This is a genomic window from Paenibacillus sp. MER TA 81-3 (assembly GCF_023713585.1).
Taxonomy (GTDB): Bacteria; Bacillota; Bacilli; order Paenibacillales; family Paenibacillaceae; genus Paenibacillus_B; species Paenibacillus_B profundus.
In genome coordinates this window covers 183,886-203,785 of sequence record NZ_JAMAWB010000004.1, presented here as the reverse complement: position 1 = coordinate 203,785, position 19,900 = coordinate 183,886, and the positions used below count along the sequence as shown (strand labels likewise).

Here is a 19,900-nt window from a genome sequence, read left to right as displayed (position 1 = left end):
ATTAGTAAGAGAAGACGGAAGTTTTTTTCGAATACAAGCGGCCATCCGCTATGTCTCCGTCCCATATGCCGGTATGTCCCAGCCACCTCATGAGGCCCGGCAGGAACCACATCGGCATGTTTAATGTCAGCTCCACCTGCCCGTAAGTACCGCGAGTGGACGGATCTACGCCGGTATTTTGATGAATAAGGGCGAGCATGCGCATGAGCATCCCTTCGCGGCTTCCGTGAGCCAGCATGAACAATCGCAAATGATCACTATAGGTCAGCGTCACGGACGGAATGAAGCGTGATATCGGAATTTCATTGCGGGTAATGAGCAGAAGCATGTCCTGGAACGCCTGCTCTATGCCATATACTACTGCTGCCGCTAGAATGAGCAGAGGATTGCCTAGTTTACTGAATTCAACAAATCCTTCCATCGTCCGTATAGCGAGCCGCATGGTGAAGATTTCACCATAAGCCGCCGCGATATTGCCGATCGGGCTGTTAAATCCGTACAAAATATACTCCACCTCTTGATTGTCAATGCTTAACGAATTCAGCAACTCTTCCCCGGGCTGGCCGGAATTCATCAATGACTGCAGCTTAGTCGGATCGTAGGAAGTAAAATATAAAAAGGCATACTCGTTACGATACAGCCGCTCCCGCACCATCTCCAGTCCCTCGGCTAGTTGGTCATACAGGGATGTTACCGAATTCATTGACTGCTTGCTCTTATCAATCGCGTCGTCCCCGCTCACATTCCCCATTCTTTCTTCAGAAGCAGGTGTCTCATTGAACTGCGCCACTGCTTCCGCCTTGCTTCTCACCTCTTGAAATGTCTGTTGATGGGCCTGCAGGCGACTGTCCAGATTGGCAAGCATGAACAGCAAATCATTCGCTTTGCTTAACTTTTGATCTGCTTCTTTTTCCTTTTGCTTGCGCTCGTTTTCAGCCGCTCTATGCCGATTCAATTCCTGCTCACGCATATCGATGCGATTGTTGGAGGGATGGATATAGTCCTGTTCATACTCTCTCCACAGTTGCCACAGACGGAACACGGAAAGTTTCAACGCGTGTGAGGAAACGGACTGATTATTAATCTGACTGGCCATGGATTGAAACGAATCCGCAGCGCCATTTAATTGGGCCATCTTCATCTGCTGCTGCTGAACCTCCTCATTCCATTCCTGCACGAACGAGCCGGGCAGCACCAACTGATCGGCAGCTTCATTGATTTGTTGTATCGCTGCGACAATCTGCGCATCATCCGGCATACTTCCCGTATCTGAGTCTGTTGCTGGGCTTACACGGTCATATCCGTCGTATGCGCGACTGGAACGAACCTCCTCAATAACCTTCTTCATATCTTCGTTATATGTACTTGCTTTATTTAAATGAGTGACTGCCTGTTGGAGCATATTCGTATGACCGGAGTGCTGCCGGGATACGATTCGTCGCAATATATAGGCGATATTACGGGAATCGTCCTCGTAATCTTCCGTCTCTCGCTCATATTGCTTCTCTTCCCCCTCCTCCAGAGAGGCGTCCGAGCGCACTTTCGTTGCGTAATCGTCGTATTGAGCACCAATGTCGGCAGCGGAACGGGTGGACCCTAATGGATTATCCCGCATGATGGATGCCTCATCGGAGGCAATCGTGCGCTCTATAGCGGAAGAAGCTGCATGATTCCGCGTTTTCTTCTGCAAGCGAACGACCTTATCCAGCTCCTTGTTCCGGCGGTCTGCCAGCTTCTGCAGCTTGGCGAGCAGATCCGTCGTCTGAGCCGCTTTTTTCAGTGCGCCTGACATCGGCTTCAACTTACCGGAAAGCTCAAAGGCAAATTGAACAGGAGCTTTGTATTTCATATCATCCAGAATTTGCCGCTCAAATTCATCGTAACGGCCGAGCGGCCGGGTAATTGTCGTCGTATGGCTGTCCAGCTGTAAAGACACCCAGGGAAACACGCCCGTTGATTTGAGCTCATTCTGATCCTGCATCACATACTCCATAATGAGTGCAGGATCGGATTGTCCGTATGCAAACAGCTGATACCGTTCTTGCAGTACTGGCTCGTAGGCTGACATAACCGAACGGATGCCCGACTGCGCTAGCACTTCGGTTCTCCATTCGGCTGCGGCGATGCGGGCGTATTCAATGAGCACGGACGTAAACAAAAATATTGCAGCCACAATGAAGATAAGAAGCACGGATACGGACCCCTGAGCATCTGCCCATCCTAAATACCGCTTCAAATTGCCTCCGCATTTACCGCCCCGCTTCATAGCTCTCCTCCTCTTGTCATTATTTCAAGCACCGTCTTACTGAACAGCTGCTTGCTTAACGACTTCAGCGGCTTGTACCGCTGAAATCCCTTGTCTATTCCATATTTGCAACTTGGTATACATATAGCGGGACAATTCGACGGAACGAATGAATTCGACTGGCTCAACTACAGCAGCGACGGCCTGTCCTTCGGGAGATACGCGGCTGCCTGTCAAACGTTGAAAGGCTGCTTGATACAGGGGTCTGGTTAACGTCGTCGTCACGGTACGCTCTATCATCGAATTATCGTATTTCATTTCGCCTTGAAAAATGTTCGGCAGAAGCATGGCCGCGCGCTCCAATTTACGTTCGGGCAACCGTTCGGAATTATGCTGTGAAGGTAATGTCACTGCATACAATGTCGCGTCAGAGAAGCCTGCGAATAGCCGGTCTATCAGCTTGTCATCGAATAGACGCCAGTAAAGCCCGTCATGCTGACCAGCTTGAAAGGAGCCGTCCTTGCCATCTTTGTAACTGTTATCCCAGAAAGCGGCTCCTCGTTCCGAGGCCAGCGTTGCCGCATGAGAAGTGAGCACACTCTGAAAGATCAATACAGCAAAAAATAGCATCGCAAGCGTACAGTAAAATACAACCGGAAAGATGATGGACGCTTCCAAAGTCATCGTTCCATTATCCGCCGACATCTTCTTTATCCATTGCCGCAGCTTCTTCACAGTGCTCCCCTCCTTTATTGACATTACTCCGCCTGCTCATCGTTATGGCTTAAAAATTTTGTCCGTCTCCTTCTCCGCCTTGCCGATGAGCTTTTCCAAAAATGCAGTAATATTTTTACGGAATACGAGCGCCAATACGACGATAACCGCAATAATAACGACGATTTCCACCATTCCAAGTCCATCCTCTTCCTGCCACAACCGCTTCCCTATGAATTGCCGTTGCATCGCAATAACCTCTTTCCTCTTCAGTTTGTTTGCCCTCTTGCAATGGATTGAATCTGTTATTTCATCATTAATAAAGCAGGCGCCCCAACTACGGCCAATACAACGAGGAACATAAGCATCATCGGAAATACAAGCTTCGTTGAAGCTTCCTCGCCCCGTTTGCGGGCAACCGACTTGCGCTTCTCCCATAGCTGTCTTCCCAAATCCTGCATCGCAAGAACGAATGTCGCGCCGCCACGGCGCTGATTAATAAGAAGCGTGGTGACGAACATCGACACCTCCTGTATCGCGCAGCGCTTAGCGAACTGCTCCATTGCTTGAGGGAAAGAATAGCCATTCTGCATATCCTTCATCATGCGGTTCAGTTCAGCATACAAGGGATGTTCGGATTGGTCCCGTTTACGTTCAATGCAGAGAGCCATTGCCTTCTGAGCTGTCTCTCCGGCCTGTACCAGCAGTGTTAACTTGCTTAGCAGCTCAGGCAGCTCCAATTGCAGTTCTTGCCGTTTGCTCTCCGCTTTGTTGATGACGTCCCGTGCACGAGCTAACGGTAAGATGATGCCGAGCAACAACCCTCCCATCATGTTCGCGAAGCTTCCATCGGTAACAGCAGGCATCAGCAGGGCGGCAAGCAGGGCCGCATAAACATATAGCGCCATTTCCGCCATCACAGCCCGATACATCGTATGTGAATGGGCGGGCCCATAGATTTGCATCACGGCTTGACGCAGAGAAGCCAATGCAGGGTGCGTGTCCAAGGCAGGCTGCGCCTTCTCCAGCCACAGGAGCGGCGCTGACAGCCAAGGGACCGTCTTCGATTCGCTTCCCATGCTTGCGATCAGCTTGTCGTAACGGACTCTGCTTATCTGGTTCATCAGCAAGTAAAGAATCACTCCCCCTATACAAGCAAGCCCCCATATCCATCGCGGCAGCATGCTTTATTTCACCTCGCTTTCTAAAAGTTGTTCAAAAAGCCCCTTTTTGAACACGCACTTCAATAGTACAACCAGCTTCCTGCTTATTTACACACGAATATTCATCATTTTTTGGATTAACCATGCTCCCAGCATCAGCAATGCCAGCGCGGCCGTGGCAATCACTCTGCCTACTCCTTCATACAAAGCCGCCATGAAGTCAGGCGAAGTCAGATTCAGGAACGCCAGGAACAAGAATGGCGCCGCAATCATCGCCTTCATCTCCAGCTTCTTCTGCGCAATCAGCACCTCTATCTCTTGCATAATATCCATTTTCTCACCGATGACAGACGATGTCCGGCGGACGACCTCAATCAAATCCCCGCCCGTTCGCTTGCAAGTGACGAACACGTCGGCGAAATTAGAAATGTCATCCTGTTCCGCACGACGGCTAAAATCCATAATCGCCTGCTCGATCGGTTCACCATTCTCCATTCTCATTGAAATAATGTGCAGCTCCCGTATGACATCCACTTCCGTGCCCGGGTACAGCAGCTTCAGATCATGCCTGGCCTCGCGAAAAGCATTTTCCATGGAACGCCCTGAGGATAACGAGGAAGATATAGAATACAGCGCTTGCTTAAACTGTTGGGCCAACTGCGATCGCTTGCGCTCCAGCAGCGTAACCCGCCGGATACGGGGGTAGCACGTGCCGACAACGGCTAGCACCATCATTGCCAACCAATGCTGGTAGAACAAACAGCCGATTCCCGCCATAACCGATACTCCTGCGCATAGCGCAAAGAGGCGTTCTTTGCGGCTCATTACATAAACGGTGTATTGTGGCAGACTCATCTCAGACCGGTGAGAAGTTCGCTTCATGTACTTACTCCTTTCCATCCTGATGTATAGCCAGTCCTGCCATCTGCAGCTTGTGCCTATGTCGAATAGCATGTTCCGACGCAACGAGAGTGCCTGCTATTTTCCCGTCTTGTTCCCCCTGTTCTTCAAACCGATATAATGACGCCAACACCACGTCTCCCTCTTCAAATCCAAGCACTTCAGCTATTTCCATTACTTTGCGCGTGCCGTCTCGCATTCTAGCGAGATGGACGATAATATCAAGCGCCGATGCAATCTGCTGCCTCACGACAATGATAGGAAGGTGTGCCCCGCTCAAGACCATCGTCTCTAGGCGACTCAGCATATCCTTCGTCCCGTTGCTATGCCCGGTCGACAAGGAACCATCGTGACCGGTATTCATTGCTTGCAGCATGTCAAGCGCCTCTGCGCCGCGCACTTCCCCGACTACGATACGGTTCGGTCTCATCCGCAGCGAAGCGCGAATCAATTCGCGGATCGTAATCGCTCCTTTCCCTTCAGAATTCGCATTCCTTGTCTCAAGCGAGACCAGATTGGGAACCGTACGAATCTGTAATTCCGCAGCATCTTCTATCGTGATTACTCGTTCATCGTCAGGAATATATTGCGAGAGTGCGTTCAAAAATGTCGTCTTCCCCGAGCCCGTTCCCCCGCTAATGAAAATGTTGTATTTTGCTTGAACTAGTGTCTGCAGCAGCAATGCCGCTTCTCCATTAATCGCTCCGATGTCCACGAGGTCTTCCATAGTGAGCGGCTGAGCCGGAAATTTACGAATCGTTACTGTTGGCCCCTTCAGAGCAATGGGCGGCAGAACGACATGCACTCTAGACCCGTCGGGCAATCTCGCATCCACGATGGGCGAAGACTCATTCACCACCCGGTTCACTTGAGATACGATAGCTTGTATGATATCTTCCAGCTTATCGCGGCTTTCAAAGCCAAGCGTCAACTTCTCCATACAGCCGCTCCGTTCAATGAACAGCTCGTGATGGCTGTTAATCATAATTTCCGTAATCTCGGGATCGTCCACTAGCGGCTGCAGCGCATCCAGTCCGCGGAAGGCATAGAACACTCTGCTGACTAGCTGATAGAGCGTGTCGGAAGTGAAATGTCGCGCTTCTTCACAAGCGAACAACGTCTGCTCGATGCGTTCCGTCAGTGCCTCATCAATAAGCGGTTCTCCCCATTCCAGACTGTCCCTTACCCGCTGACGCACAAGAAGATAGACGGCTTCCAACTCATCGGGTTGACGAGTTGCGCTCAATACAGTATCGCTTCCATTCGTCATTGCGCCGTTCTCCTTAACGAATCGAGCCCTGTCAGATTCAAGTGAGTGTGCGCCCAATTCGCCAGTGTTGACTCGAATACCGTCGATTGGAACCATTGTTCCGGTCTGTGAATCTGTTTCCAGGTAGGAATATATGGGAGAAATCCGCTAACGACCGCCTCACGATACGTCCAGCGGTTCATCAATGTCCCCATGTAGCGGTTTACAATCAATCTCATTTGCTTAGGGCGCCGGCGAACTGTCTCATCTTCCGCATCCATCCATTCCTGAAAAATAAGCTGGGATTTGAGCATATGCCCCATCTCGTCGTGCAACAGCCAAATGACCTCTCCATTCATGCTCCACACGGCTTCAAACGGCCGATGCTTGTGTCCACCTTCGACTATAATCAGATCGTAACGGCCGCTGGCTTGGATACAGTGAAGCAGCCGCTGCATCAGCTTGAGGTCAATTACACCCCATTCCTCCATCATGTGCAGCGGGTCGAACGTGCTTGCCCCAAGTGCTGGCAATGAAACGGTATACTGCTCCAATGGCACAGGAAGCCGCTTGTCGCTCTCTTGCTCACGTTTTAAATAGTAAAGAAGCTGAGACAAGGAAGCAGAAGCTTCATCTGCTTCTCCCCGTGGCTGCCGCAGAAGCGAGTATTCTTGAATCGGATCGATATTCAGAAGGAAAGTTCGCTGCCCTAAGCCAACTGCGTGCTTGGCAAGATGAAACGCGACGGTCGTCTTCCCCGCTCCTCCCCCTGCAGAGGTAATCCCGACAATGCGGCATGGGTGTGCTAATGATTGATCGGCGGCTTGCGATAGCTCTAATTGACAACGCTCTGTAATGATGTGGAATAATCGGGAAAGCGGCTGATACGGATTCTCGACAATAAAAGGAAACGTAAATTCTAATGCTCCGTCATCTGTTGATAACGCCATAACGAGTATCCCGCTCACATCTTCCTGCGTTAATTCCTGAAGGAGCTCTGGCTCCGATACAAGCATATGAATCCCGGGCTTCAACCGTAAATAATGACGCAGCGTATCACGCTGGGTAAACACACGCAGATGAAGTGACTCACCATAGTTGGATTGCTTCCAATAATCCGTAAACCCGTCCAATATGCGCTTATGTTGATGAGCGATGACGATATCCCACCTGCTCATACTTTTCTTCTCTCCTTTCCACTTCACCGCATCGAATTCCAAGCACAAAAAAGCACCGCCACCAAGCTGACATGCAGAACATGCCATTAGCTCGATGACGGTGCTTCCGTACAATCGTTCAATGTGAAGTTATTCCTACAGTACCATATTTTAATGGTATGTGCAATATCCCGTTGTCTCGACTTGCGGACGCCTCCAACCGAAATATCTTATCCCCATCCTAGGGTTCGCAAACCTCGGTTCCATTGCCATTTAAATTAGTGGTCTGGCCTCTATGGCTCCAAACAAGCGAAAGTATATTATGAGCTTAGGGCTTCGCTCCGTACTTGGCGGAACGATCGCCAACTTGCTAAGCGCAGCTATCGCCGGTATGTTCTATTGAAGAAAGGTTGATCAAAAAGTCGGCTTTTAATCACGAAGTTAACCTAGAAGCAGACTCGGCATCGAATCTTGCGCTAAAACAAAATGCCCGTACTCCTCACATCAGGAATACGGGCATTGAATCCGGCTAATTGTTGCCTAGTATTTAAATTGCGACAGCTTGTCTTTCAAGCTTACGGACACGTCTTCCAACTGTTGGGACAGTTCGACCAACCGATTGGAAATATTCAGCTGCTCCGTGCTTAACGATGCCACCTCTTCAGAGGTAGCAGATGCTTCTTCCGCAACCGCGCTCACATTGCTCATCGCTTCAACAAGCGTGGATTGCGCTTCATTCAACCGTTCAATCGAACCGGTAACGTGGCTGAGCTCTTGAATCATACCGCCCATTTGATTCTGAACGGTTCCAAAGATGACATCCGTCTCGTTTACAGCTTCCGCCTGCTTCTGGAACATCGGAATCGCTTCAGACAATGCTTGGACTGTCTCGGTAATTTCCAGCTGGATACGCTCGGTAATTTGACCGACGACATCGATGGACTGACGTGATTGTTCCGCGAGACTGCGGATTTCATCGGCCACGACCATAAATCCTTTGCCTGCCGTTCCTGCACGTGCGGCTTCGATCGTAGCGTTCAGAGACAAAATATTCGTCTGCTTCGTCATGTTATGAAGCACTTCCAATATTTTACGTATCGATTGCGTGCTTTCACTCAGCGTGTTGACCTTATTAGCCAAAGAGCGCATCATTTCTCCGGTCGACGTAGTCCGCTCCATCAAAGAGGTCATATTCGACGCACCCAATTCACTTGAATCCGCCACCGCTTGCGCAGAAGCATCCATTTGCTCGTTCGCTCCAACAACCATCTTCATTTGCGAAGCCATATTATGCGTCAGATCATGTCCTCGCTCGGCTTCTACGGCCAAGGAAGTGGCTCCCTTCGCAATCTCCTCCGTCGCAACGGCGATTTCCTTCGCGGAAATGGCTGTCGTTCGTGACGCTTCGGACAAAGACGTTGCCGTTTCCAGCACGGCGCGCGCGCTCGCATCCGTACTCTGCACGAGCATCGTAATCTGCTCCATCATAATATTAAAGCCTTGCGCCAATTGACCGATTTCATCTTTGCTCTTCGACGTTGCCCGCACAGAGAGATTCCCCTCCGCCCCCTCATTCATCAAGTTACGCAGCTTCACCAGCGGTGCTGCCACCCATTTAATGACGAGCCAGCCGATAACAGCAGCGAGCAACGCTGCAGCAGCCATCGATATGAAGGTCAAGGTCAGGATACTTTTCGCGTCCTTCACCAATTCCTCAACAGGCACTGCTCCTACGAGAACCCACTTGTTCGATTTCATCTGATCGTACACGAGCAGCATGTCACCACTGTCATCTGAACGGACCGTCGTTCCCCCGCTTAACGACTTTTTGCCTTCTTCTGCCTTAGGCTGCAGCCAATCCGGCGCGGCAGTCGTCAATGCCTTCGCGTCTTGGGCAAACATATATTTCCCTTGCTGATTCAAGAGTTGAATCGTTGAACCATCACCGATATCGATATCTTCCAAGGAATCACTAATCGCTCTCAACTTAATTTCCAAGAAAATGATATATTCCGCTTCGCCGGAATTCAAATCACGCATCGGTCTTGCAATACCGAACGTAGACTCAGGCGAATTATCGACACCCTTCGGCATCGTGCCTACCCAGATGGATTGTCCGTTGCTGTTCTTGGCCTCTTCGAACCAAGCGTTCTTCTTAATATCCTGGATGCCTTGTCGTACGCCCATAGCTGATAATGGTGTACGATCTGAGTTAATCGGAATGAGGTACACGTTCTCGATAAGCGAATTGCCTACGCTATAGGTCTGAAGCGTTTTCTGAACCACATCCGTCATCTGAATCATGTCGTAGGTTCCTACCTTCAATCCACGCATCGTCTTCAACGATGAGGTAAGGTTCGGATCGAACATAATTTGCATCGTCATATTGTTAAATTGGGTAAGCTGCATATCAATCTTCTGTGTAGCCTGCACCATCGTCTGGTAGCTTGAATTCGTAACGCGCTTCTCAATCGCATCTTTCGACACCATATAGGAAAACATACCTACGCCAAATACGAACACGATAATACTGACGACAAACAAAAGGAACAGCTTCGCGCCGACCGAACGAGACGGATTTTGGACAACCTTAGACGTAAGCGTTTTCCAACTCCATTGCTTCTTGCGTTGTTTCCCCTGATTCCCCTTCAACCGATTCATCTCCTTATCTCTGAATCATTCTCTGCTGTGTAAGTTAAAGCACCCTATCCCATGAAGCCTCTCATGAGAGGATAAGGTGCCAGGCATTACATATGTATAACCTGCTCCCAGATCGTGAGCGCGGCTATGAGCACTCTTCTCCCAGATCGAATGCGTGCACAACATCAAGCTTCGTTACATTCACCTCGCGGTAAAATTGAAAATCGGGATGTTCCCCGACTAGCTTATCTCTGGCGGCATGACGCAGCTCCTCGACGGTCATCGGCTCCTCCGCGCCAATAACCAGCTGATCCACCCGCTCTTTGTCACTGTAATCAAAGTCGACGGTCTGACTGGTTACATCCACAACGTGAATATACCGGTTCGGGTGGTACCCCAAATGCTTGAACGCTTCATTTAATTTCTCGTAATTCATCGTTATGAACTTCACCTTTCTTTGCTGTGCTACTTTTGCAATACACTATTATAATATCGGTCAAATGGACCTATTTCACAATAGCTTATGCAACATTTTCCTCATTTTTTTGCATCTATGCTGAAAAAATGTTCATAACGAACAAACACACCTGCTATTATACAGGTGCGTTTGTCGACAAAATAGGAACTACGCCTCATGCGATGGTGGGGGGGATACAAATACAATCAGCGTATCTTCCGTCTGGCGTTGCGGTTAAAAACGCATACACCCTATCTATTTCATAGTGCCTGATTAGATAGCTGAATTAAAGGAAATCGATCACAGCATGATGCAAACATTCGAATCATTTATTTCACTTCATTATTGTTCGCTTCTGCCTCAAGCTCGTTATCAGACGCCTCGCAACGCACTTCTTCCTTCTCCGTAAACAGCTTGCGAATTTCGTCCCGCTGTTTCTTCGATACGAGCACGTAAGCCACATCGCCGGCTTGCAGCTTCGTCGTCCCTTTCGGCGCAATCATCTCTTCTCCGCGAATAACTGCGGTGATCAAGGTGTCGTCCGGCAGCTTCAATTCATGCAGAGGGCGATTCTCAACGCTTGCACCTGGCTCAATCGTCTTCTTCACCATATCCATATTCGTCTTTCCGACAGACACCAGTTCAAGCGCATGCACCGCTTCGCCCGGAGCATCCCCCGATAATCCCAACCGTTTGGCCAGAGGTGATATCGTTGCTCCTTGAATGAGCGCGGACGTCAGGACGACAAAGAATACAACGTTGAAGAACAATTGTCCATGCTCTAGCCCGGCAATCATCGGATAGGTGGCCATGACGATAGGCACCGCTCCTTTCAACCCCGCCCAAGCAATCAGCGTCTTCTCCTTCAGTGAGAATTTGCTAATAATCAAGCTGATGAACACGCCGATCGGCCTCGCGACAAACATCAAGATGATAGAAAGCACGATCCCCTGCCAGGCTACTTCCACCAACTGATGTGGGAACACAAGCAATCCAAGAAGAATAAACATCATAATCTGCATCATCCAGGCAAAGCCTTCATTGAAACGGACGATGGTGAACCGGTATTGCAAATCGGCGTTCCCGAGCACTAATGCCATCACGTAAACGGCTAGAAATCCACTGCCATGCAGCAAACCGACGCCGCTGTATGTAAAGATGGCGCAGCCGATGGACAATACCGGATAGAGCCCGGATGTATCAAGCGAGATGCGGTTCAAGATTTGGATGGCGGTCCACCCCGCCAACAAGCCAAGACCTAGGCCTAAGCCCATTTGCCATAGGAAGGAGAGCAGCATGTTCCACAGTGACATGTCCGGTACTTGAATAAGTTCAATGAATGAGATCGTGAGAAATACCGCCATTGGATCGTTCGTTCCCGATTCTGCCTCCAAGGTAGACGTCAGCTTCTGCTTTACATTCTGAGTCCCCAGCACGGCGAAGACGGCCGCGGCGTCAGTAGAGCCGACGATGGCGCCGATCAGCAGCCCTTCCCGCCAATCAATATTCAAAATATAGACGGCGCCTACGCCAAACACAACGGCCGTAATGACAACCCCTAACGTTGCCAAGACGACGGAGGATCCAATAACCGGGCGAATGTGCCTCCAATTCGTCTGCATCCCGCCATCAAATAAAATAATGATCAGAGCCAAAATCCCGAATAGCTGCGTCAACTTGGCATTATCGTAAAAAATAAACGGATTCAAGGCCATACCGACTATAATGAAAAAAACAAGGGACGGCACATTGAATCGGTTCGAGAATTTGGCACTGATCACCCCGGCTAACAATAAGCCCCCGAAGAGAAATAACAATCCGTCAGTCGTCCACAAGACGGCATCACCCTTTCATATGATAATTCTTAGATGAGTGTTGAGATAACGCGCAACAATGCGGCGTTGATCCTTCATGATGCTTTGCAATTCAATAAAGGAATGAGGCAGGGGGCATTGGGTTATGGAAGCCAAGTAAACTTATACCAGGCGCATATGCCTATCCATTATATCGTAACCAATTTAGACAAATCAAAAAAAGCCGAAAACGTAGAAGTGTCTACGGCTCTTTCGCTTCATGACGGAAAAAAGAAGGGTTAAGATCAATGTTCACAATTGTCGGCTTATTTTCCGAAAATGAGAAGGCGAAACTCCTATACACTTTTTGAACATGCGCGAAAAGTGGGTCAGATCACGGAATCCCACCGCCCGGCAGGCCTCAGCGATGGTAACGTCGGGCTTGAGGAGCTGCTCCGTGGCATGTTGGAGACGCAAATCACAAAAATAGGTTTTGGACAAAGAGGCGTGTCGGCATATTTGATCAAGACGAATCTCTTCGCGATAATGCTTCTGCACGAAGTCAATTGAAGCCAGCACCGCATCGCGGCAACGGTTGAGACGATCCGCTTCCTTATGTATCGTGAGAGCAGCGTCTCCCTCCTCTCGCTCCGCCTTGCGAATGCGGCTAATAATGACGAGCAGCTTCAGCAGATTGGCCTTCATGACGAGACCATAATGCGGCGTCTTCATCCGAAATTCCTTCAGCATTTCATCGAGGATGTGACGTACTTGGAGATCATCTTCGCCAATGAGCCTCACATGCATCAACTGCTTGCCTTCAGCCAAGAGTGGCTGCAAATATCGATAATCCAAGCAGTCCTCCTGCAGCATTGGTTGATTAAAGCGATCATTAATATATAGGAAGGAATTCACAGCCGATGATCTCGGTCTTTCCCTGCGGCATCCACTCGACTCGATGCACGGCATACGGCGGCACGATGCATATGCTGCCCGCTTGCATTTTATATTGCCGGCCCATATAACTGTGAGTAAAGCAGCCTCTTACGACATACCAAATTTGAAGGGCTCCGGGAACTCGAATTGAGAATGGAAAAATACAACCCCGCTAGCCACAAGTTCAGCCATATCCCGATTCACCCACATATTTTTCATAACCCGACCACTTTGTACGACAGACATCATTCATTCCTCCTATTCATGATCGATATGTGGAATATGGGCATGCCAAGCAAAGTAAGCGGTTACAATATATTTATCGCGCGGTGTATAGCTTGCATTTGGTTTGGTTCATTACGGAAATGAGGACATATTCGAGCCGTCCTCTTATCGGGGAAAAGTCCCGGTTGTCGGCTGTTAACTGTGACTATTCAAAAGAAATCCTATACCGGGACGCAGAATGATGAAGTATTAACGATTAGGATGACACGGGCAATGCGTTAATGAGCGATTTTGCGATAGCCATATGTCCTATCATATTCGGATGGACACGATCCCACGCTAAGGCGGCTGGGTACATATTGAGCAGCAAGCGGTCAAATACCGCCTGTGTGTCAACAAACAACGTACCGTGCTTCTCGGCCGTTCTCCTGACGATACCACCATACTCATCCATCATACGGCGCATCTCGTCTTCCTGATTTGGTTCGATATAGTACGGTGTCATGAGCGCCATCCATCTCACCTGAGGCTTCGTCCGCTTCACCAGACGATCCAATGCAGCTTCGTAGGTGTCCGCATACACGTGGGATTCCTCCACATGCGGCATGTCGAACTGGCGCCACACATCATTAATTCCTATGCAAAGGATTACCCCATCCGGGTGTTGTTGAATGACATCGGTGTTCCACCTAGCTTCCACATCCATAACCGTATTGCCGCTAAGCCCCATATTAACGACTCTGATGCCAAGCTCAGGATGCTCCGTCTGGAGCAGCGCATCGAATACAGAGACGTATCCTTTGCCAAGGGCGCCGAATAATCCTTCTCCAACCGGTCTCGCCCGCTCACAATCGGTAATTGAATCGCCAATAATGACAACTTTATCGCCTTGTTGCAATGTCAAGGAATGAACCCCCCTACAAGGTTATGGAATAACTCTCCTCATTATACCAGTTAACGAGGAGCATTTGTTCAATATATAGATACGATATGAGGCCAGCATTTTCCTGCTTGTTCATCCGGAAGCCTGTAATTTAGGAAAAAGTATTCAGGACTTGAGGAGCCGGAGTCCGTTCAATATAACTAATATAGTGCTTCCTTCATGACCGACTACTCCAAGCGGAAGCGGAACGCCGAACACGAAATTCGTAATAATTAATGCCGAGATGACTACAGAAGCGAAAATGATATTTTGCTTAACAATCGTCTGCGTTCTTCTTCCAAGTAAAATAGCGTGCTTAATATTATCCAGATCATCATTCATCAGCACCATGTCCGCCGTTTCCAGAGCTGCATCGCTGCCGGTTGCCCCCATGGCAATGCCAACGGAGGCGGCTGCTAGTGCGGGGGCGTCATTCACGCCGTCCCCTATCATAGCGACTTCGCCGTATTGAGCCTTCAGCTTCTTCACGATATCTAATTTATCCTCCGGCATCAGCTCGGCGAATACCAATTCGATATCGGCTTCCTTCGCAATAGCCGCAGCCGTCTGCTCCTGATCACCAGTCAGCATTGCCACTTGGATGCCGATCCGCTTCAACTGTTGCACCATTTCTTTCGCTTGCGGACGGATGCGATCTTGCAGTGCGATAATACCGGCTATCTCTTCTTCTCGTTGAACGACGATGACCGTCTTGCCTTGCTGCTGCAGGCTGCGCACCACGCCGTGCACATCATTCTCTTCATCCGCCCGCATAATAAATTTCGGTTTGCCGACGCGCCAGCGCATGTCACCCATGCGCGCCTCGATGCCCAGCCCTGTCAATGCTTGATAGTCGGTCGGGCGCATCCACGCGTCATCGAAGTCATGTTCGCTTCGGCACGCTTCGGCCTTCTGCACGATCGCCTTAGCAATGGGATGCGTCGATAACGTTTCAAGCGCAGCCGTCGCCTGAAGCAGCTCGTGCTCACACAGACCGGCATACGGAACAACATCTGTGACTGACAGTTCTCCCTTTGTTAACGTGCCAGTCTTATCAAAGGCAATCACTTTAATGCGCGAGATATGATCCAAATGCGCCCCGCCTTTAAACAGCATGCCTTTGCGGGCGCTATTCGAAATGGCCGACAGTGTCGCCGGCATAATCGAAGCGACTAGGGCGCACGGCGATGCGACGACGAGAAATACCATGGCACGGTAGAACACGTCCTCCCACACTTCTCCGAATAGCAAGAACGGGACGAAAACGAGCGCGAGCGTTGCCAATATAATGACTTTGGCATAGATGCGTTCGAACTTCTCGATGAACCGCTGCGATTTCGGCATTTCGCTTTGCGCTTCCTGAACGAGGCGAATGATTTTGGAAAAAAGGGTGGAATCGCTGCTCTGCGTCACTTCCACATATAACACCCCTTGGCCGTTCACCGTACCCGCGAACACCTCATCACCCCGAACTTTATCGACAGGGAGACTCTCCCCTGTAATGGAGGCTTGATTTACAGCCGAACTTCCTTCCATTATCATCCCGTCAGCCGGAAGACGTTCTCCTGGTCTAACTAATATCAGATCGCCAATTTGCAGTTCTTCCACTGGAACGTTCACTTCTTCACCGTTCCGCAGCACGTTCGCATGCTCTGGCTTCAGTTCCATCAGCGCGGATATATCGCGGGAGCTTCGATTCATTGTGAATGTCTCCAACGCACCGCTCAGCGCGAAGATAAAAATCAGCACGGCGCCTTCAGACCAATACCCGATGCTGGCCGCCCCAACCGCAGCCGCGATCATTAGCAGGTTGACATCCAAATCCTTGTCTCGGACCAGCGTCACAATCCCGTCCTTTAACTTTAACCAACCTCCGCTAACATAAGCTAGCAGGTAGAAAGAGACAGACCATATTTCCGACACCGTTCCGGTAACTAAAGCCAATAAAATAAAGATTAAGGTGCCTGCAGCCGCGAGAGCCTCACCATATTTTTCACACCACAATTGGATTGTTGTTCGATTCATCATAACTGTAATATCCTCCTTCGTTGATAATGACTATCGTTGTTAATCCCCTAAAAATGCGACATGCTGTTCCCGTGAAGGGAACAGCATGCATTGAGAATGAGATTAATTTTCACCGCAGTCATTTTTTTTGAATAGAGGCAACTTTTCTATACTTATTATAATCTAGAACTAGGAAAATGTGAATAAAAGATTTATTTCCCCTCAAGGAAACATTGTTCTCCTGATGCAAAACTGCTAGTTGAAGATATAATATTTATATAGGTATAACATATCTGGCGGAGATTATCGGTTCGGCGATCGCGCTGCAGCTGTTGTTCGGACTTCCCCTAATTATCGGGGTCATTATTACATCATTGGATATTCTGATCGTGATGCTGCTGCAGAACAAAGGATTTCGATATGTTGAAGTTATCATCGTTGTTCTGATTGCTACGATTATGATGTGCTTCGGCACCGAGCTTATTTTGTCCAGACCCGACGTTCAAGAAGTGCTGCACAGATTCATTCCTAGTGCCGAGATTGTGAAAAATCAGGCAATGCTATACATTGCGCTCGGTATTCTCGGGGCGACCGTCATGCCCCACAATTTGTATTTACACTCATCGATCGTACAGACACGGAACTATGAAGAGTCTTACGAGGGCAAGAAATCGGCGATTCGGTTCGCAACGCTCGATTCAACGATTGCGTTGATGATGGCCATGTTCGTCAATGCCGCTATTTTGATTCTGTCGGCCGCTACATTTTATTCGAGTGGACATACCGAGATTGCGGAAATACAGGATGCGTATCAAATGCTGACGCCGCTGCTCGGTACGGGCATGGCAAGCGTGTTATTCGCTGTAGCGCTGCTCGCTTCCGACCAGAGCTCGACCTTGACTGGAACGCTCGCTGGGCAAATCGTCATGGAAGGCTTTCTGCAAATTCGATTAAAGCCTTGGGTGCGCCGCCTCATTACGCGTCTTATCGCCATCGTGCCTACGGTCATCGTCATCGCCATTTACGGAGAACAAGGAACGGCAGAACTGCTCATATTGAGTCAAGTTATTCTATCGCTGCAATTATCGTTTGCGGTCTTTCCGCTCATCCGGTTCACGAGCGATAAGAAAAAGATGGGAGCTTTCGTATCCCCACTCTGGATGAACAGTCTCGCTTGGATAGCCGGCATCATTATTGCAGGCTTGAATCTCTATTTGCTTGTAAGAACATTGATGTAGAGGAGGTTGTTCAAAAAGTTCCTTTTTTGAACTCCTATTAAAACATAAAAGGCTGCTTCCCAATCGAACCGCGATTTGATATGCTCCCCCTACACAGGTTTTATTATTTCACCTGTCTACCGTAAGGGGAGCATATCAGATTAGGGGCAGCCTTTGCCTGTATCATGAACCGAGACGGAAGATGCGCTTCTTGCCCGGCTGGAGCCGCATGATGATTTCAGCCGCACGGAGCCGAATCTCTTCCTGATCGGAATCAAGCATTTCCCGCAGCACGAAAAGCGCCTTGTCACGCAAATCGTTCAACCCCGTTTCGGCTGGGAGCCATTTCGTCTGTCCCAGCATCCGCATGTGACGCGACTGACGTTCTACCTGTCCTTGCTCCATCTCAATAAGCTTCTCGACGGAATAATAATCATGCTGCACGTACTTCACTCCTCATTCTTCTTAATCCATTTTTACGTTGACGTCTCCGACCTTCGTGGATAATCTGACGAGCGGACCGCCTTCTCCGATGCCGCCTTCGAAAAAGCCATCCGATCCTTTTCGCCGTTGCAGCAGAGGCACGTTGAGCGACAACTCTCCTAACAGGGCAGACGCTTCCAACTGCATTTGACGAATGGAGGACGCAAGGCGGGCATCAATGCTGCCGGCGACGTTGTCGACGTAACATGCGCCGGTATCGGGACCTATGGCACAGCGGATGTCCCCGCTCTTCACGTCCACTCGCAGCGTGCCGCAGATGTCCTGCACGGCCACATCGCCCGAAGCCGAAGCCGCTTCCACATCAGCCGCGATACGTACCAGCTTCACGTCACCGGAGGCAGTGCTGCAGCTCCAATTCACGCCACGTCCATCCCGTACGTTCAAGTCTCCAGACAGCAGTTCCATCACGAGTTCTCCCGCTTCAACATCTTCCAACTCCATATCTCCAGATGTGGACTTGAGGTGAGCCCGTTGCGCCGCCACGTTCTCCACCGCTAAATCTCCCGATAGCGCCTCGGCCTCCAGTACACCGAAGCGGCAATTCTCCATCTCCACATCCCCTGACTTAGCGTCTATACGCAGCAGTCCGATCGAGCTGTTCTCGATGCTTGCGTCGCCGGAATTCACTTGGATATGCAGCTGTTCGTTCTGCAAATACCGCAGCTTCACATCACCCGAGTTGGAATGAAGCCGCATGCTGCCGCGGAACGATTGCGGCACACGGACATGCAGATCGGCGCCGGCCGATGAGATGAACGAAAAGAATCGCTTCGCTCCGGTTCTGCGCAGCATGACCTTAATGTTGTAGGTATCGTGGCTAATTTCCTCTATCACCTCATATTGCTCCGGGTCGGAACTATCGAATCGGTAAGCAAAGGTATCGCCGTCATACGATTCGGTAAAAACGTCCGCCATGTCGGTCATGATGTTCGCCGCATGAATCGCCGCTCCCACATGCCCGTATGCTTGATCCCGCTCTGCTGAGCTGTGCCCAAAGTTCGGCAAATCGAAGTTCAAACCGCCCGCTTGAAATGGTTCTTTCCGCTCACCAGATTCGGGCTTTTCTTCACCGGAACCGCCCGATGGAGCCGCATGTGGGCGATACTGCTCGATGATCTCGTCTGCAATCGACTGAACGTTCCCAAGCGAGCGCACGATTTCGTCATCCGTTTTGCCCATTTCACGCGCCTCTTCGAAATGCGTTTCGAAATCTGACATTATTTCCTTGCGTTCGGAATCCGGGATTCCATCCAACAACCGTTCCAGCTTCACTAAAAATTCCAGTCTCTGCATGCTCATGCTTTCATGACCTCCATAATAATTTCATCCACGCCTTCCGAGAAGCGGCTCCATTCTGCCATCATCTCGCGCATGTAAGTCTCGCCCGTCTCGGTCAGCTTGTAATATTTTCGGGACGGCCCTTCCGGCGACTCTTTCAAATACGTCGAAAAATAACCTTCCTGCGTCAGTCTGCGCAACAGAGGATACATCGTGCCTTCTGCCACGAGGAACTTCTCTGAAATGCGATGAACGAGTTCGTAGCCGTAGCGGTCTTGTTCATAGGTCAGCACAAGCACACATAGCTCCAAGGCCCCTTTCTTGAATTGAACGTTCAACCGTTTCGCCTCCTTTCACATCTATTTCAACTTATCTGGTCAATAGTTCCATGGCTTGTTGTTCTACATAGTAACACACACTACTGTACAATACAAGGTACCTTTCTAAGCTCAAATCCATTTACATAATTTCTAAGTACATCAATACTAAGTGC

Annotated in this window: 20 protein-coding genes and 1 pseudogene; 3 read left to right on the top strand and 18 right to left on the bottom strand. The window is 49.7% G+C overall.

The genetic code is table 11. From position 1 onward, the window contains the following. Window position 1 precedes the first annotated feature (1 nt). From M3650_RS07100 to M3650_RS07070, 7 genes are all read right to left on the bottom strand, one after another. On the bottom strand, window positions 2-2,266 hold the full coding sequence (locus M3650_RS07100) for an acyl-CoA cholesterol acyltransferase (protein WP_251573531.1): 2,265 nt from the start codon (window positions 2,264-2,266) through the stop codon (window positions 2-4). 36 nt (window positions 2,267-2,302) lie between these two features. After that, window positions 2,303-2,980: a pilus assembly protein gene (locus M3650_RS07095; RefSeq protein WP_251573530.1), complete on the bottom strand. Its 678-nt coding sequence runs from the start codon at window positions 2,978-2,980 to the stop codon at window positions 2,303-2,305. Between the two features lie 42 nt (window positions 2,981-3,022). Further along, window positions 3,023-3,208, bottom strand: coding sequence for a Flp1 family type IVb pilin (locus M3650_RS07090; protein WP_019423001.1), 186 nt, complete (start codon window positions 3,206-3,208; stop codon window positions 3,023-3,025). A 56-nt stretch (window positions 3,209-3,264) separates the two neighbouring features. Continuing rightward, the gene (locus M3650_RS07085) at window positions 3,265-4,143 is read right to left on the bottom strand and encodes a type II secretion system F family protein (protein ID WP_251573529.1); all 879 of its coding nucleotides are present in this window, start codon (window positions 4,141-4,143) and stop codon (window positions 3,265-3,267) included. 87 nt (window positions 4,144-4,230) lie between these two features. Then, on the bottom strand, window positions 4,231-5,004 hold the full coding sequence (locus M3650_RS07080) for a type II secretion system F family protein (protein WP_251573528.1): 774 nt from the start codon (window positions 5,002-5,004) through the stop codon (window positions 4,231-4,233). A 4-nt stretch (window positions 5,005-5,008) separates the two neighbouring features. Then, window positions 5,009-6,292, bottom strand: coding sequence for a TadA family conjugal transfer-associated ATPase (locus tag M3650_RS07075; RefSeq protein WP_251573527.1), 1,284 nt, complete (start codon window positions 6,290-6,292; stop codon window positions 5,009-5,011). Further along, entirely contained in the window at window positions 6,289-7,449 is a 1,161-nt protein-coding gene (locus tag M3650_RS07070) for a ParA family protein (protein WP_251573526.1), read from the bottom strand. The genes M3650_RS07075 and M3650_RS07070 overlap by 4 nt, the downstream gene beginning before the upstream one ends. Before the next feature lie 217 nt (window positions 7,450-7,666). On the opposite strand from M3650_RS07070, the pseudogene M3650_RS07065 reads away from it, so the two are divergent. Further along, window positions 7,667-7,831 (top strand): annotated as a pseudogene (locus M3650_RS07065) (nucleoside transporter C-terminal domain-containing protein); the annotation flags it as partial. A 137-nt stretch (window positions 7,832-7,968) separates the two neighbouring features. On the opposite strand, the gene M3650_RS07060 reads toward M3650_RS07065, so the two are convergent. The 3 genes from M3650_RS07060 to M3650_RS07050 form a co-directional block, all read right to left on the bottom strand. Then, window positions 7,969-10,089 (bottom strand): methyl-accepting chemotaxis protein, encoded by a 2,121-nt coding sequence (locus M3650_RS07060; protein WP_251573525.1) that lies wholly within the window; start codon window positions 10,087-10,089, stop codon window positions 7,969-7,971. 124 nt (window positions 10,090-10,213) lie between these two features. Next, window positions 10,214-10,504, bottom strand: a complete 291-nt coding sequence (locus M3650_RS07055; protein ID WP_019422994.1) for a hypothetical protein — start codon at window positions 10,502-10,504, stop codon at window positions 10,214-10,216. Window positions 10,505-10,854: 350 nt separating this feature from the next. Further along, window positions 10,855-12,360, bottom strand: a complete 1,506-nt coding sequence (locus tag M3650_RS07050; RefSeq protein WP_251573524.1) for a potassium/proton antiporter — start codon at window positions 12,358-12,360, stop codon at window positions 10,855-10,857. A gap of 33 nt (window positions 12,361-12,393) precedes the next feature. On the opposite strand from M3650_RS07050, the gene M3650_RS07045 reads away from it, so the two are divergent. Beyond that, the gene (locus tag M3650_RS07045; protein WP_251573523.1) at window positions 12,394-12,621 is read left to right on the top strand and encodes a hypothetical protein; all 228 of its coding nucleotides are present in this window, start codon (window positions 12,394-12,396) and stop codon (window positions 12,619-12,621) included. A 9-nt stretch (window positions 12,622-12,630) separates the two neighbouring features. Here the strand turns inward: M3650_RS07045 and M3650_RS07040 are convergent, their stop codons facing one another. From M3650_RS07040 to M3650_RS07025, 5 genes are all read right to left on the bottom strand, one after another. Further along, window positions 12,631-13,173, bottom strand: coding sequence for a helix-turn-helix transcriptional regulator (locus M3650_RS07040; protein WP_251573522.1), 543 nt, complete (start codon window positions 13,171-13,173; stop codon window positions 12,631-12,633). 37 nt (window positions 13,174-13,210) lie between these two features. Next, the gene (locus M3650_RS32535) at window positions 13,211-13,339 is read right to left on the bottom strand and encodes a hypothetical protein (protein WP_369011097.1); all 129 of its coding nucleotides are present in this window, start codon (window positions 13,337-13,339) and stop codon (window positions 13,211-13,213) included. A 23-nt stretch (window positions 13,340-13,362) separates the two neighbouring features. Next, a complete protein-coding gene (locus M3650_RS07035; protein WP_251573521.1) occupies window positions 13,363-13,500 on the bottom strand; it encodes a hypothetical protein in 138 nt (45 codons plus the stop codon). Window positions 13,501-13,735: 235 nt separating this feature from the next. Next, a complete protein-coding gene (locus M3650_RS07030) occupies window positions 13,736-14,383 on the bottom strand; it encodes an SGNH/GDSL hydrolase family protein (RefSeq protein ID WP_251573520.1) in 648 nt (215 codons plus the stop codon). Between the two features lie 144 nt (window positions 14,384-14,527). Next, window positions 14,528-16,429, bottom strand: a complete 1,902-nt coding sequence (locus M3650_RS07025) for a heavy metal translocating P-type ATPase (protein WP_251573519.1) — start codon at window positions 16,427-16,429, stop codon at window positions 14,528-14,530. Between the two features lie 251 nt (window positions 16,430-16,680). Between M3650_RS07025 and M3650_RS07020 the strand changes: the two genes are divergently transcribed. Then, on the top strand, window positions 16,681-17,646 hold the full coding sequence (locus M3650_RS07020) for an Nramp family divalent metal transporter (RefSeq protein WP_311295055.1): 966 nt from the start codon (window positions 16,681-16,683) through the stop codon (window positions 17,644-17,646). Between the two features lie 162 nt (window positions 17,647-17,808). On the opposite strand, the gene M3650_RS07015 is transcribed toward M3650_RS07020, so the two are convergent. From M3650_RS07015 to M3650_RS07005, 3 genes are read right to left on the bottom strand one after another with little or no spacing between them, the layout of a single operon-like run. Beyond that, window positions 17,809-18,069 (bottom strand): hypothetical protein, encoded by a 261-nt coding sequence (locus tag M3650_RS07015; protein ID WP_251573518.1) that lies wholly within the window; start codon window positions 18,067-18,069, stop codon window positions 17,809-17,811. A gap of 21 nt (window positions 18,070-18,090) precedes the next feature. Then, window positions 18,091-19,428, bottom strand: coding sequence for a DUF4097 family beta strand repeat-containing protein (locus M3650_RS07010; protein WP_251573517.1), 1,338 nt, complete (start codon window positions 19,426-19,428; stop codon window positions 18,091-18,093). Continuing rightward, entirely contained in the window at window positions 19,425-19,745 is a 321-nt protein-coding gene (locus tag M3650_RS07005; protein WP_019422986.1) for a PadR family transcriptional regulator, read from the bottom strand. The genes M3650_RS07010 and M3650_RS07005 overlap by 4 nt, the downstream gene beginning before the upstream one ends. Window positions 19,746-19,900 lie beyond the last annotated feature (155 nt).